This window comes from Streptomyces sp. LARHCF249 (assembly GCF_052871255.1).
In genome coordinates this window covers 911,450-924,894 of the sequence record NZ_JBIXJQ010000001.1, presented here as the reverse complement: position 1 = coordinate 924,894, position 13,445 = coordinate 911,450, and the positions used below count along the sequence as shown (strand labels likewise).

At 72.3% G+C, this 13,445-nt stretch carries 11 protein-coding genes and 1 pseudogene; 5 read left to right on the top strand and 7 right to left on the bottom strand.

Translation table 11 applies throughout. The annotated features are described in order from the left end of the window. Positions 1-3: 3 nt before the first annotated feature. From ACIPUC_RS04450 to ACIPUC_RS04440, 3 genes are all read right to left on the bottom strand, one after another. Positions 4-1,371 carry a pyridoxal phosphate-dependent decarboxylase family protein gene (locus ACIPUC_RS04450; protein ID WP_446586680.1) on the bottom strand — a complete coding sequence of 456 codons (1,368 nt, stop codon included), beginning with the start codon at positions 1,369-1,371 and terminating at the stop codon, positions 4-6. A gap of 67 nt (positions 1,372-1,438) precedes the next feature. Continuing rightward, positions 1,439-3,931 carry a SpoIIE family protein phosphatase gene (locus tag ACIPUC_RS04445; RefSeq protein WP_446586679.1) on the bottom strand — a complete coding sequence of 831 codons (2,493 nt, stop codon included), beginning with the start codon at positions 3,929-3,931 and terminating at the stop codon, positions 1,439-1,441. A 181-nt stretch (positions 3,932-4,112) separates the two neighbouring features. Next, a complete protein-coding gene (locus tag ACIPUC_RS04440) occupies positions 4,113-4,466 on the bottom strand; it encodes a PRC-barrel domain-containing protein (protein ID WP_446586678.1) in 354 nt (117 codons plus the stop codon). Positions 4,467-4,673: 207 nt separating this feature from the next. Here ACIPUC_RS04440 and ACIPUC_RS04435 point away from each other — a divergent pair, with 207 nt between their 5' ends. From ACIPUC_RS04435 to ligD (ACIPUC_RS04425), 3 genes are read left to right on the top strand one after another with little or no spacing between them, the layout of a single operon-like run. Then, the gene (locus tag ACIPUC_RS04435) at positions 4,674-5,303 is read left to right on the top strand and encodes a DNA polymerase ligase N-terminal domain-containing protein (protein WP_446586677.1); all 630 of its coding nucleotides are present in this window, start codon (positions 4,674-4,676) and stop codon (positions 5,301-5,303) included. After that, positions 5,300-6,313 (top strand): non-homologous end-joining DNA ligase, encoded by a 1,014-nt coding sequence (gene ligD, locus ACIPUC_RS04430; protein ID WP_446586676.1) that lies wholly within the window; start codon positions 5,300-5,302, stop codon positions 6,311-6,313. Before ACIPUC_RS04435 ends, ligD (ACIPUC_RS04430) begins: the two co-directional genes overlap by 4 nt. Beyond that, on the top strand, positions 6,310-7,251 hold the full coding sequence (gene ligD, locus ACIPUC_RS04425; RefSeq protein ID WP_446586675.1) for a non-homologous end-joining DNA ligase: 942 nt from the start codon (positions 6,310-6,312) through the stop codon (positions 7,249-7,251). The genes ligD (ACIPUC_RS04430) and ligD (ACIPUC_RS04425) overlap by 4 nt, the downstream gene beginning before the upstream one ends. A gap of 23 nt (positions 7,252-7,274) precedes the next feature. On the opposite strand, the gene ACIPUC_RS04420 is transcribed toward ligD (ACIPUC_RS04425), so the two are convergent. The 3 genes from ACIPUC_RS04420 to ACIPUC_RS04410 all read right to left on the bottom strand — a co-directional run bounded on the left by ACIPUC_RS04420 (position 7,275) and on the right by ACIPUC_RS04410 (position 8,904). Then, positions 7,275-7,631 (bottom strand): DUF3040 domain-containing protein, encoded by a 357-nt coding sequence (locus ACIPUC_RS04420; protein ID WP_446586674.1) that lies wholly within the window; start codon positions 7,629-7,631, stop codon positions 7,275-7,277. A 48-nt stretch (positions 7,632-7,679) separates the two neighbouring features. Continuing rightward, the gene (locus ACIPUC_RS04415) at positions 7,680-8,465 is read right to left on the bottom strand and encodes a VOC family protein (RefSeq protein ID WP_446586673.1); all 786 of its coding nucleotides are present in this window, start codon (positions 8,463-8,465) and stop codon (positions 7,680-7,682) included. 148 nt (positions 8,466-8,613) lie between these two features. Then, on the bottom strand, positions 8,614-8,904 hold the full coding sequence (locus ACIPUC_RS04410; protein ID WP_446586672.1) for an isoamylase early set domain-containing protein: 291 nt from the start codon (positions 8,902-8,904) through the stop codon (positions 8,614-8,616). 753 nt (positions 8,905-9,657) lie between these two features. On the opposite strand from ACIPUC_RS04410, the gene ACIPUC_RS04405 reads away from it, so the two are divergent. Continuing rightward, a complete protein-coding gene (locus ACIPUC_RS04405) occupies positions 9,658-12,066 on the top strand; it encodes a phospholipase D-like domain-containing protein (protein ID WP_446586671.1) in 2,409 nt (802 codons plus the stop codon). A 228-nt stretch (positions 12,067-12,294) separates the two neighbouring features. Continuing rightward, on the top strand, positions 12,295-13,188 hold the full coding sequence (locus ACIPUC_RS04400; RefSeq protein WP_446586670.1) for a potassium channel family protein: 894 nt from the start codon (positions 12,295-12,297) through the stop codon (positions 13,186-13,188). A gap of 22 nt (positions 13,189-13,210) precedes the next feature. Here ACIPUC_RS04400 and ACIPUC_RS04395 read toward each other — a convergent pair. Then, positions 13,211-13,370: pseudogene (locus tag ACIPUC_RS04395) on the bottom strand (PIG-L deacetylase family protein); the annotation flags it as partial. Positions 13,371-13,445: the final 75 nt, after the last annotated feature.

Sequence of the window (13,445 nt, the reverse complement as noted above, 5' to 3'; positions counted from 1 at the left end):
CCGTCAGGGGCCGACGGAGGCGCGCCGGATCGCGTCGAGTGCGCGCGCCACGTCGTCGTCGGTCGTGGACCAGTTGCTCACCGAGATGCGCATCACGCGCCGCCCGCGCCACGTGGAGCCGCTGATCCATGCCGTGCCGTCGTCGAGCAGTCGGGTGAGTACCCGTTCCGTGCGCGCGTCGTCGCCGAACTCGGCGCAGACCTGGGTGAACACCACGTCGTTGAGGACGGTCGCACCGTGCGTATCGGCGATGCCGGCGGCGAACGCGCCGGCGTGCCGGCACAGCCGGTCGACGAGGTCGGCCACGCCTGACCGGCCGAGGGACCGGAGCGCCGCCCACACGGTGAAGGCCCTGCCGCGCCGGGAGAGCTCGGGGACCTTGTCGACGGGGTCGCCCTGCTCGTCCTGGATGAGGTAGTCGCCGCGCAGACCCATCGCCGCCCGGACCGCGGACGGGTCGCGCACGATGGCGAGGCCGCAGTCGTACGGGACGTTCAGGGTCTTGTGGGCGTCCGTCGCCCAGGAGTCGGCGTCCGTGCAGCCCGCCGTCAGGTGCGCGTACCGGGGGGACGCGGCCGCCCACAGTCCGAAGGCGCCGTCGACGTGCACCCACGCGTCCGCCCCGCGAGCGGCACTGATCGTCTCGACGAACGGATCGAAGGCCCCGGAGTGGATGTCTCCGGCCTGCAGGACCACGATCGTGGGGCGCTGCCCGCCGGCCGCCAGGGCGTGTCGCAGGGCCGCGGGCTCGATGCGTCCCTGCCCGTCCGCCGTCACCAGTTCGGGCTGCCCGAGTCCCAGGTAGCGAAGCGACAGGTCGATGGCCATGTGGCGGTCCTCGCCGGCGATGACGCGTACGGCCGGCCCACCCGTGAGTCCGTCGCGGGCGACGTTCCAGCCGGCGCGCCGCAGCACCGCGTCACGCCCGGCGGCGAGGCAGGTGAAGTTGGCCATCGTGGCACCCGTGGTGAAGCCGACGGCGCTGTTGCCCGGCAGGCCGAGCAGATCCAGCAACCAGGCGCCGGCGACCTCCTCCACCGCCGCGTACGCGGGCGAGGCGGCGCGCATCACGCAGTTCTGGTCCCAGGCGCTGACCAGCCAGTCCGTGGCGAGCGCGGCCGGTTCCGTGCCACCGACCACGAACCCGTAGAAGCGGCCGCTGGGGAACGCGGTGAGCCCCGGCTCGCAGGCCGCGGCGAGCAGGTCGACGACATCGGCGGGAGTGCTGGGAGCGTCGGGCAGCTCGCGGCCGAGCACGCGCACGATCTCGTCGACCGAAGCGCGGGCGGGGACCCGGCGGTCGTTCAGGCTCGCCAGCCAGCGGACGGCATGGCTGTGTGCCTGTCGGAGCGCTGCCTCGCGCGCGTCCATACCTCGGACTATGGGGCAGGGGTCACCGCCCCGCAAGCCACGGTCCGGACCGGTCCGGGCCGCGGCTTCAAGCGAGGGGCAGGTTCTGTTCGGACCAGACGGTCTTGCCTTCGATGGCGTAGCGGCTGCCCCAGCGGTGCGAGAGCTGGGCGACGATGTACAGGCCGCGACCGCCTTCCTCGGAGCTCCTCGCACGCCGCATCCGCGGTTGTGTGTTGCTGGAGTCCGAGACTTCGCACGTCAGGGTGTCCGCCCGGATCAGCCGGAGCCGGACCGGGCCGCCGGCGTGGCGAATGGCGTTGGTGACCAGCTCGCTGACGATGAGCTCGGTACTGAAGGCGAGCTCGTCGAGGCCCCAGGCGGTCAGCTGGGCCAGGACGAGATGCCGCGCCTCGCCGACGACCGCCGGATCGGCGTCGAGCCGCCATGTCGCGACGGAGCCGGCATCCACCACCCGGGTACGGGCCAGCAGAAGGGTGACGTCGTCCCTCAGCCTGCCCGGCGGCAACCCTTCCACGACGTCGTGCCGAGCCCGGCGCAGCGGCCGGCCGAGTACGTCCGCGCGCAGCAGCCGGTCCGCCAGGTCGCGCATGCCCTGGTCGATGTCCCCCTCGCCGCGTTCGATCAGCCCGTCGGTGTACAGGGCGAGGACGCTCCCCGGCGGCAGATCGCGTTCGACCGGCTCGAAGGGCCAGCCACCGACCCCCAGGGGCGGGCCGGGGCTCAGCTCGACGTACTCCACGGTTCCGTCCGGGCTGACCACGGCCGGAGGCGGGTGTCCGGCGCTTGCCATGACGCAACTTCGGCTGACCGGGTCGTAGACGGCGTACAGGCAGGTGGCCCCGGCCGGTCCGCCGGGCACCGGCGTGCCCGCCTCGCCGTCGTCCGCGTAGTCGCTCTCGGCCTCGGCCGCGACCTGCAGGACCATGTCGTCCACGTGCGCCAGCAGTTCCTCGGGTTCGAGTTCCAAGTCCGCCATCGCGCGCACGGCGCTGCGCAGGCGGCCCATCATGGCCGTGGCGTGCAGCCCGTGACCGGCGACATCCCCCACCACCAGGGCGACACGGGCCGATGACAGGGGGATGACGTCGAACCAGTCGCCGCCGACTCCGCTGTCGGCATCGGCGGGCAGGTAGAGGCAGGCGGCTTCCAGCGCAGGAGTTTCCGAGGTGGCCGGCGGCAGAAGGCTGCGCTGCAGGCCCACAGCGGTGCGGCGTTCCTTGGTGTACCGCCGCGCGTTGTCCACGGCGACGGCCGCACGGGCCGCGATCTCCTCCAGAAGTGCGAGGTCGTCCTCCTCCAGCGGGGGAGTGTCCCCCGTGCGCCAGAGCGTGAGCCTCCCGAACCCGATGCCCCGTGCGCACAGCGGCGCCGTCATCGCCGAATGCGCCCCCGGGACGGTGGTGGCCCACTCCGGGGCCGCGTCGCCCCCGGCTCCCCTGGCCCGGGTTCCGAGACCGGTGATCAGCTCTCCCCGGCACTCCCGGGCCGCGGGCGCGGCCGGTCCGGGCCCGCCCGCCTCCGTCACGGTCGGGTGCGGAACGGCCGTGGCGAGAGGAGCCGTGAACCGGGCCGTACCAGTGCGCAGCGCATCTGATTCCGCGGCGTCCGCTCCGGCGACGGCCATCCGGATCAAAGGCGTGAGATGCCCGTCAGCGAGTGGTTCGCCGCCGGTCAGCACGGTCTCCGCGAGATCCACCGCGGCGCAGTCGCCGAACGTGGGCGCCAGCACGTTGACCAGGTCCTCGACGGTGCGCAGGACGGACAGCGAACCGCCCAGCGCTCCGGTCGCGCGGTACAGCAGGTCCAGGCGCCCACGCGACCGCTCGTGGTCGGTGACGTCGGTAAACACCGCCGCCACCCCCATCGGATGTCCGTCGGGTTCCTGCAGCCGGAACGCCTGGATGGTCATCACCCGGCCGCCTTTCGGGTCGTCCAAGGTGCGCGCGATCGTGTTGAAGCCGATCAGGGGGTTCCCGCTGTGCATGACCTCCCGCAGCCGGTCGTCGATGATCCGCGCGTCCTGCGCCCACAGGAAGTCCGCCAGGCGCCGGCCCTTCAGTTCGACGGGCACCCCGGTGTACGGCAACAGGTGCGTGTTCGTCCGCAGCAGGCGCAGGTCCGCGTCGAAGACGGCCAGGCCCACTCGGCCCTGCAGGAACAGTTCGTGGGTGAAGGCGTGGTCCTGCCGCCACTGGGCGACCAGCTCCAGCGGTGCGCCGAGTACGAGGCAGCGGGCCGCGTCCCCAGGCGCGCCGTCGGTCAGCGGGATGACGCGGAAGCCGATCTTCAGCTCGCGCCCCGAGCCGTGCCTCAGCGTGGCCCGGCCCTCCCACCCCTCCCGCTCCCGCTGCCCGCCCTGAGCCAGAACGGCCTCCCAGCTGCCCGCGTCCGCCAGGAGGTCCCGTGCCGGCCGGCCGCACACGTCCGCGGACCGGCGCTCCAGGAGGGCTTCGGCCGCCGGTGTCCAGGCGATGACCGTCCCGGCATCGTCCAGCAGCGCCGCGGCCGTGTTCGTGACGGCGAAGGGATAGCCCTGGTTGCTCTCAGTGGCGCGCATGCGTGCCCATCCCGTCCTCCGGTCCCGCTGTCCTCATGCTGGCCGATGTCCGGAACGAGAGCCAGAGGCGTTGCGCCATCCGGTCCGCTGGGCGTGGGGAGGATGCGAAGGCGCCCACGGCGGTCACTGATGTGTGGTCACGACCGGCCGGTGGCCGAAGCCCCAGCTCGCTTCGGGGAAGTCACATGTGGGGCATGCCGTAGTACTTGGCGAACTGCTCGAGGTAGCTGGGGTCGCGGGGCTGCTTCTCCCGCTCGAACTCGGGTGCGTCCTTGATCTGGTCCTTCGTGCGGTTGACGTAGACCGTTTCGTCGTCGCGGTCGATGCGCCGGATGGTGCTGGCGGGGAGCAGGACGTGCTTGCCGAAGATCCACATGCCGGTGTCGACGACGAGGTAGCCGGCTCCGGCCTCGTCCGTGTGCTCGTCGACCTTGCCGATGCTTCCGTCGGTCGCCTCGACCTTGAACCCGATCAGATCGGTTCCCCTCTCGTAGCCGGAATCGGTGCGGTAACCCCAGATGTCCTCGTTCGCCATGGCCGCTCTCCTCGCTCGTCACCGCTGTGCTGGCTGTTCACCTTGACCCGCACCCGGGGGGCTGCGCGGGTGGCGCTCCGACGACTCCCCTGTAAGGCGCAGCGCCGCCACCGTGGGCCGAATGGAGGGCGGAAGACCCGGGTGGCGAGGGCAGAGCTGGGTAGCTGCCCCAGTAGGCGCCTCCACGAACGGCGGGAGGAGGATGCGATGGCGGCCAAGGGAGCGCTGGCGCGGTACCACCGGCGGCGTGACTTCTCCAAGACGGCCGAGCCGGAGGGGCGGCTCGCGGAGCCGTCGTCCAACGGGTCGCCTTCGTACGTCGTGCAGATCCACGACGCGCGGAGCATGCACTTCGACTTCCGCTTGGAAGCCGACGGCGTGCTCAAGTCCTTCGCCGTGCCCAAAGGGCCGTCCAGGGATCCGCACGACAAGCGGTTCGCGACGCCGACCGAGGACCATCCGCTGGAGTACCGCGACTTCGAGGGCGTGATTCCGCCGGGCGAGTACGGCGGCGGCGCGGTGATCGTGTGGGACGAGGGAACGTACCGCAACGTCTCGTCCGACCGGGCCGGCCACGAGATCCCGCTCGCCGAGGCGCTGGAGCGGGGACACGCCTCGTTCTGGCTCGACGGCCGCAAACTGCACGGCGGCTACTCGCTCACCCGCATCCGTACCGGGGAGGGCGGGGGCCGAGAGGCGTGGCTCCTGGTCAAGCACGCCGACGAGCGGGCCGCCTCCACCGGTACGCCCGACCCCCGGCGGGCGCGGTCGGCCCGTACCGGCCGCACGCTCGGGCAGGTCGCCGCAGCCGTGCGGGCGGCGGGTGACCGCCGGTGAAGGGGGCCCTGGAGCAGCTGCCCGATGACCAGCGGAGTCTGCTGCGTCCGGCAGGCACGGCGCCGGGCACCCCGATGCTCGCAACGCTCAGCGCGCGCCGCGACTTCGACGAGGGCTGGGTCTTCGAACGCAAGCTGGACGGCGTCCGTGTGCTCGCCACCCGCCGTGAGGACGAGCCGCGGCTGCTCTCCCGCACGGGGAAGCCGCTGAACGCCACCTATCCGGAGATCGCCGAGGCGCTGGCGGCCCAGGACTGCCGTGACTTCACGGTGGACGGGGAGCTGGTCGCCCTGCGCCGCGGCCGCACCGACTTCGCGCTGCTCCAGCAGCGCATGCAGCTCACCGACCCCGAAGCCGTCCGGGCCAGTCGGGTGGGTGTCACGTACTACCTCTTCGACCTGCTGCGCCTGGAGGGCCACGACACCACCCGGCTCCCGCTGCGCACCCGCAAGGCGCTGCTGCGCGAGGCCTTCGCCTTCCGCCCGCCGCTGCGCTTCACCCCGCACCGCAACCGCTACGAGCCCGCCCTCCTCGACCAGGCGTGCGCCGGCGGCTGGGAGGGCCTGATCGCCAAACGCGCCGACGCCCCCTACCTCCACCGCCGGTCCACCGACTGGCTCAAACTCAAGTGCTCGGGCGGCCAGGAGTTCGTCATCTGCGGTTTCACCGAACCGGCCGGCGAGCGGGTCGGCTTCGGCGCGCTGCTCCTGGGCTACTACCAGGACGGCCTGCTGCGCTACGCCGGCAAGGTCGGAACCGGATACGACACCGCGACCCTGCGCGGCCTGCGCCGGCGCCTCGACGGCCTCGAACAGGAGCAGCGGCCGTTCGCCGGCGCCGAGGTGCGGGAGCGGGGCGCGCACTGGGTGCGCCCCGAGCTGGTCGCGCAGGTCGCCTTCACCGAATGGACCACCGCCGGTCTGCTGCGCCACCCCCGCTACCTGGGGCTGCGCGAGGACAAACCCGCACGCGAGGTGGTCCGTGAACAACCGGCCGGGAGAACCCGATGACAGCGGAGCAACAGCCGAAGCGCGTACGGGCCGGCCGGCGCACCGTCGACATCAGCCGCCCGGAGAAGGTCCTGTTCCCCGAGGACGGGATCACCAAGGCCGACCTCGCCGGCCACTACCGGACGGTGGCCCGCCGGATGCTGCCCCACCTGCGCGGACGACCTCTCATGCTCGAACGGCACCCGGACGGGATCGACGGGCCGGGCTTCATGCAGAAGGACCTCCCGGACCACGTCCCGGACTGGATCCACCGGGCCGAGCTGCCCAAGGAGGGCGGCACCGTCACCTACGCGGTCTGCGACGACACGGCCACCCTGCTCTACCTCGCCGACCAGGCGTGCATCACCCCGCACCGCTTCCTGTCCAAGGCCGACCGGCCCGATCACCCCGACCGGCTGGTCTTCGACCTCGACCCTCCCGGCGAGGACTTCGCCCTGGTGCGCGAGGCGGCGACCGGGCTCCACGCGCTGCTGGACGAGCTGGAGCTGCCCTCCCTGCTCATGAGCACGGGCTCGCGCGGCCTGCACGTCGTGGTGGCCCTCGACCGCCGAGCGCCCTTCGACGACGTACGGGCCTTCGCCCGCGGCGCCGCGGACGTCCTCGCCGCCCGCCACCCCGACCGGTTCACCACCGAACCCCGGAAGAAGGCCCGCCGAGGCCGCCTCTACCTCGACGTACAGCGCAACGCTTACGCCCAGACCTCCGTCACGCCCTACGCCGTCCGCGCCCGCCGGGGCGCCCCGGTCGCGGCCCCGCTGTCCTGGACCGATCTCGACGATCCCGAGCTCACCGCCCGCCGCTGGACCCTCACCACCGTCGACCGGCTCCTCGAGGAGAACCCCTGGCAGGACCCCCCGCGGCCCCGCTCCCTGAAAAGGGCCCAGGACCTCCTCGGCGCACTGCGCGCCCAGACCGGTTCCGGCGTGGCAGCGCGATGACAGGCGGCGACGGGTATTGCCCGTCAGCCCCGCTCGCGGTCGGCCGAGGCGGCGCCGCCCCCGGCAGCGGCCTTGCGGCACCAGCGGATCACGAGCACGAGCAGGCACACCAGGGTGAGGACCCACACCGCGGCGAAGGCCCAGATCAGGCCCGTGGACGAGGTGGACACGGCCCGCACGAAGAGCGCCGCGCAGGCGAGACCCAGGAACGCCGTGCACAGCCCGAGCCCGTGGGGGCGGTGCCAGTCCCTCGGTGCCCAGGGGCGGATACCGCGGTGCAGGGTGCGCAGCGTGCGGTCCAGGAGCTGGTCCGCGCGCAGCTCCTGCTCGATGTCGTTGAGGATTCTCTGCTCCTGCTGCGAGAGTTCAGGGCCGTCCATGGCGAGGCCCCCCTCTCCTGCTGAGGTGCCTTCGCTTCTGCGGTGCGCCTACCCGCGCCGGGGCCGCGCACGCGCGTCGGCGGACGGCCGGAAGCGGCTGTACCCGGCCGGGCCGGCGACCGTGAACGCGGCGCCTTCGGGGTCCCGCACGGTGATCTCGTCGGGGAAGGGGCCGGAGTCCGGCACGGTGCCGGTGCTGCCGCCCAGTGCGACGGCCGCCTTCACCGCGGTTTCGACGTCGGGCACCCGGAAGTGGACGTGCCAGCGCGGCCGCAGGTGTGGGTCGGGCTCCTCCGCGAGCGGCCCGCCGTGCAGGCGGGCCACCGTCCGGCCCGTGTGGCGGAGCAGGATGCGGTTGTCCTCCTCCACGTAGGCGACCTCGCAGCAGCCGGCGTGGTCGCAGGCCCATTCCAGGACCTCGCCGTAGAAGATGGCGGCGTCGAAGGCGTTCCTGGTGCGCAGTTCGAGCCACGCCGGAGCGGCATCGCCGCCCATACCCCAGTCGGGGATGGCGTCGCCCTGCCAGATCCCGAAGACCGCCCCGTCGCGGTCGGCGGCGAGGGCCGCCCGTCCGGTGCCGAAGGCCAGGGGGCCGACGGCGACGGTTCCACTGCGTTCGAGGATGCGTGCCGCCGTGACATCGGCGTCGTCCACGGCGAAGTACGGGGTCCAGGCGACGGGGACGGTGAGCGTCGCGGGCAGGGCGCCCAGGCCGGCCACCGGAACCCCGTCGCTGAAGCCGACGGTGAACCCTTCTCCGAGACGGGCGGGCCCGAATTCCCAGCCCAGCACCGCGCGGTAGAACTCCTTCGCCGCGCCGAGGTCGCGGGCCATGAGACTGACCCAGCAGGGAACGCCGAATGTTTCATGACTCGATGTCGACACGACGGTCAACCCCATCCGCAGCTGCGCCCCCGGGAGCCCCTCCCACGGTACTCGTATCGCCATCGGAGACGGTACGTGCGGGTACGGGCACGGTCCGTCAGGTGTGCAGGAGGCTGTTGGAGCCGTCGAGCGCGTCGGCGCCCTCGTCGTTGAACCAGTGGTCGCCCGCCGCCAGGTAGCGGAACGCGTGCGTGGTCTTGCCGGGCAGGGCGACGGTGACCGCGCGCGTGCCGTCCTTGCGCGGCCGCAGTTCGTGCACGCCCGGCCGCCAGTCGTTGAAGTCGCCCACGACACTGACCGGCCCGGGCGGGGCGTCCGCCGGCAGGACGAAGGTGATCTCCGTGTGGCCGTTGGCGTTGCCGCCTTTGCGGCGCTTGCGTTCGAGCACGGGAAGGCTCCTGCCGAGTCGGGAATCGTCGGCCACATCCTCGTGCCAAGACCGGCCGGGCCCCACGGCGACACGGCGGAGGGCCCCCGGGCGGCGGAGCGCGAACGGGATCCGGCTGGACGGACGGCAGCGAAGGTTCGGCCGGATGAGACCGGGCAGGCGCGGACGTGAGAAAGGCAATCTGTGACGAACGGGATTCATCATGACGAACGCAGACACGCCGGCACGCCCCTTCCCCGGCGATCCCCACACACCGAGGCCGATCCCGAGGCCCGTCCCCGGACCGGAGCCGGTACCTGAACCCCCGCCGACACCTCCGCCCCGGTAGTCGCCCTCCTTCCCGATTCCAGGGAGCAGCAGCCATGGGTACCCCTCCCAACGATCCCGTTCCTCCCAGTCCCACGCCGGCGCCGGGCCCCGGCCCCGGTCCGCAGCCCGGGCCGGTGCCGGGTCCCGTCCCGGCTCCGGGCGGGCCCGACCCCGTGCCGCCGGCCCCGCCCCAGCCCGAACCCGATCCCCGGCCGGCACCCGTCCCGCCGCCGGAGCCCGGCCCCCAGCCGGGTCCGCTGCCAGGTCCCGTCCCGGCTCCGGAGCCCGTCACGTAAGGGTGCCCGCCCCCCTCGTTCCTCTGGTCCTGCGCGTGGGTTAGAGTGCGCCATTCCGTTTTCACAGGACCGTCTGAGGAACACCATGCACCTAGCAATTCGCCGCGCACTGGCGGTTGTTGCCCCTGCCGCAGTGGCTCTCTCACTGTTGACGCCCTCAGCCGCACAGGCCGAGACCGTTCCGTCCGGGCCGTACACGGCGGTCTTCAACTACCCGACCGTGAACGGCACCTACGACTTCTCGATCTCCAACCACCTGAACGGCCTGATCGACCTCGCCGACTCCGGCACGGTCCACATGAGCATGTTCTGGCTCAACAACGGCACGGGGATCCAGGACAAGCTGCTCGCCGCCCAGGCGCGCGGCGTGACGTTGAAGATCTCCGTCGAGAAGTCCGTCAGCGGTTCCCTCGACACCTTCGCGTCGAAGCTCACGGGCAGCAGCTCCCTCACCCTGTGCCAGAACAGCTGCCTCGGCAACGGTGCCGGCGACGAAGCGGCGATATCCCACAACAAGTTCGCCGTGTTCGACTCGCTGAGCGACGGACGCAAGAACGTCGTCTGGCAGTCCTCGCAGAACATGGCGGGCGGCCAGGACGGCGAGATCAACAACGCCGTGACCATCGTGGGGAACTCGGCGCTGGCCACGCGCTTCCGTTCCGCCTTCAACCGGCAGGTACAGCACGCCGGGGACTCGCTGCACACGACGTACGACCACACCAGCGACGACCCCGCGGCCCCGGTCGAGGCGATCTTCTTCCCGCGCGACACCGCCTCGGACGCGGCCCACTACGGCAACGCCGACATCCTCGCCTCCTTCATCGACAAGGTCGTCTGCACGGCGGGCAGCGCAGGCCGCATCCGCATCGCGGCGGCCGAGCTCGACCAGAGGTCGACCCGCCCGGCCGTGTACGAGGCGCTGGAGCGCAAGCGGAAGGCCGGCTGCGCCGTCGACGCCATCGCGCGCGACTTCAGCAGCGGCGGCGGCAACAACGGCATCAACGAACTCACCGCGCTGGACATCAACGCCTACGGACTCCGGGCCGGCGGCTGCCGCTACAAGATCCGCGGATACTCCTGCAATCGCGCCACCGTTCACTCGAAGTACCTGCTGACCGAATGGAAGGACGCGGCCGGCCAGCAGGTCCGCCACGTCTACACCGGTTCGCACAACTGGACCGCGGGCGCGCTCAAGCGCAACGACGAGACCCTCCTGCGGATCGACGATCCCGGTGTCTACCAGTCCTTCGTCGACAACTTCGACAAGGTCCGCACCGCCGCCGTCGACATCGACGCCGCCAAGTACGGCAGTTCTCCCGAGCACTACTCGCGGGTGAACGTGGCCGCGGCGGGCGACCAGCACTACAGCGCGATGGCGTCGAGCGGTTCGGGAACGACCGCGTACACGGCCGTGGTGTACGAGAGCGGCGACCGGCACGACCCGGCGGACACCGAGCTCGGCACCGACGTGTACATCCGCATGTACAAGGACGGCGTCCCGCTGTGGGACGAGAAGAAGCTGAGCACCAGCGGCACCAATGCCACCTGGTCCAACCAGAAGCCCGACGTGGGCATCGACGACGACGGAAACGCGGTCGTGGTGTGGGCGGCGGACCCCGACGGGAACAAGTACGGCGACATCGCCGTACGGAAGGTGAGCCCGAGCGGTACCGTCACCAGCCTGCCCCGTCCGCACGCCTCCGGCGACGGTGACCAGCTCCGCCCGACCGTGGCCGTCAACGCCGGCGGTGCGTACACCGTCGCCTGGGAAAACACCGCCGACGGTTCCACCCTCAATCAGGTCTTCGCGAGCAGTTGGGACGCGGCGGGCGCCGTCCGCTACCAGGACGTCAAGGTCAGCACCATCGTCGCGGGTGCGGCCGGCTCGAACCGCCGCCCCGACGCCGCGATGGACTCCTCCGGCAACACGGCGATCGTCTGGGAAGAGGACGCCGACGGCAACGGCGGCATCAACATCGGCCTGGCCAAGCTGAACACGGCGGGCGGGTCCGCGGTGGCCCGCACGGTCGCCAACTCCCTCACCGATGGGCAGCAGTCCAAGCCCGCGGTGGCGCAGACCGCCGACGGCCGGATCGTCGTCGCCTGGAGCGACGAGTACACCACCGGGAGCGGGACGCTCGTGCGCCCGGAGCGGATCTACCACCGCGTCTTCGCGGCCGACGGCGTGCCGGCGGCCGCCGAGGCGCGGACCATCTCCGAGACCGGGAGCGCAGCCGAGCCGGTCGACCCCAGCCGTCCGGTGGGTGCGCAGTCCGAGCCGGACGTGGCGGTCTCCGGCGACGGCACGTTCGTCGTGGCGTGGAAGGAGTCGTATGTCGACGGGTTCCACGACGTGTGGGCCACCGGCTTCAACGCCGACGGCACCACCGCCGGGCGGCTGCCCGTCACCCGGATGAACGTGGTGACCGGAGGGCACCAGTCCGGTGTCGCGGTGGCGCTGGCCCCGACCGGCCGCCTCTCCCTGACGTACTCGGACGACTACGACCAGAACGGCTTCAACGAGATGCGCCTGCGCGACGGCTTCCTCAACAAGTAGCCGCCTGCGCCGGACCGTCCCGCTCGACGCTCCGGTGGCCGACGCGAGGGGGCGGCATGCGCGTGTGCGCATGCCGCCCCTGCGTTCACGCGGCGGTCGTCGCTGCTGGGGCGGCGGCGGCCATGCGGACCTGCCGTGTGAGCCGGCCCCGGAACCGGCGCGTGCTGCGCTCAGGGGAGGGGGTGGTGCGGGAGCCTGGGCGGAGCGTGACGGAAGAGGGGATACCGGATGGAATGGCTGGTGACGGGCGCGGGCGGGGCCCTGGTGCTGCTGATCTTGCGGGACGTGTTCCACACCCTGTGGCACCCGACGCGCCACGGCGGGTTGAGCCGGCTGGTGATGACCGCGCTGTGGAGGCTGTCCTCCGTCCTCAACTCGCGGCGGGCGGCGTCCGGTTTGGCCGGCCCCCTCGCCATGGTGTCCGTCGTCGCGCTGTGGGCGCTGACGGTGGCGTTGGGGTGGGCGTTGATCTACTGGCCCCACATGCCCGGCGCCTTCGTGTTCGCGGGCGGGTTGGAACCCGCCGAGCACGCGGGCCTGCTGGACGCGATGTACGTCTCGCTGGTCACGCTCTCCACGCTCGGCCTCGGCGACATCGCACCCGCCGCCGGGGGGTTGCGCCTCCTCGCACCCCTGGAGGCGCTGGTCGGATTCGCCCTCCTGACCGCGACGGTCTCCTGGATCCTCGGCATCTATCCGGCCCTGGCCCGCCGCAGGGCGCTGGCGCTGCGGCTCTCCCACCTCTCGCGCACCCATCCCTCGAGGGAGCAGGTCGACTCCCCGGCCGGGGCGGCCATGCTGCACAGCCTGGCCACAGCTCTATCCGTGGCGGCGGTCGACTTCCTCCAGTACGCGGAGTCCTACTACTTCCACGACGGCGACGACCGCACCTCCCTCGCCCGCCAGATCGGCTACGCCCTCGACATCGCCGAGCAGGCCGCGGACGCCAGGCATCCGGATGTCCGGCTCGCCTCCGCGGTGCTGCGCACCGCGCTGGACGATCTCGCCACCATCCTGGACGATCGCTTCCTGCACACCCAGGGCCCGCCCAGGCAGGCCCTGGACGCCTTCGCCCGCGACCACGGACGGCAGGCGGGCACCGGTGACCACACCGGTCGGTGATCTGCGAGTACCCGTACGCGTGCTCGTCCAGCGGTGCGTCGCAGAACCGGGGTTGCCCGGCGGCCGAGCCGGGGACCCGGAGGTCGGCGTAGCCGAGCATGCGCGGCTCCCCGGCGCCGAGGACCTCGAGGGCGCCGGCGAGTTCGGCGGCGCGATGGCTGTCGGGGGGCCCAGGTGGCCGTCGGCCGAAACACCCAGGCCTGCCGCCGCGCGCCGTCACCGTCCGCAGCCCTCGGCCTGCCCGGCGCCTGAGCCGC

Bases quoted from the DNA above. Each gene is read 5' to 3' on its own strand.
- ACIPUC_RS04450 (WP_446586680.1), bottom strand. From the start codon at position 1,371: ATGGACGCGCGCGAGGCAGCGCTCCGACAGGCACACAGCCATGCCGTC.
- ACIPUC_RS04445 (WP_446586679.1), bottom strand. From the start codon at position 3,931: ATGCGCGCCACTGAGAGCAACCAGGGCTATCCCTTCGCCGTCACGAAC.
- ACIPUC_RS04440 (WP_446586678.1), bottom strand. From the start codon at position 4,466: ATGGCGAACGAGGACATCTGGGGTTACCGCACCGATTCCGGCTACGAG.
- ACIPUC_RS04435 (WP_446586677.1), top strand. From the start codon at position 4,674: ATGGCGGCCAAGGGAGCGCTGGCGCGGTACCACCGGCGGCGTGACTTC.
- ligD (WP_446586675.1), top strand. From the start codon at position 6,310: ATGACAGCGGAGCAACAGCCGAAGCGCGTACGGGCCGGCCGGCGCACC.
- ACIPUC_RS04420 (WP_446586674.1), bottom strand. From the start codon at position 7,631: ATGGACGGCCCTGAACTCTCGCAGCAGGAGCAGAGAATCCTCAACGAC.
- ACIPUC_RS04415 (WP_446586673.1), bottom strand. From the start codon at position 8,465: ATGGCCCGCGACCTCGGCGCGGCGAAGGAGTTCTACCGCGCGGTGCTG.
- ACIPUC_RS04400 (WP_446586670.1), top strand. From the start codon at position 12,295: ATGGAATGGCTGGTGACGGGCGCGGGCGGGGCCCTGGTGCTGCTGATC.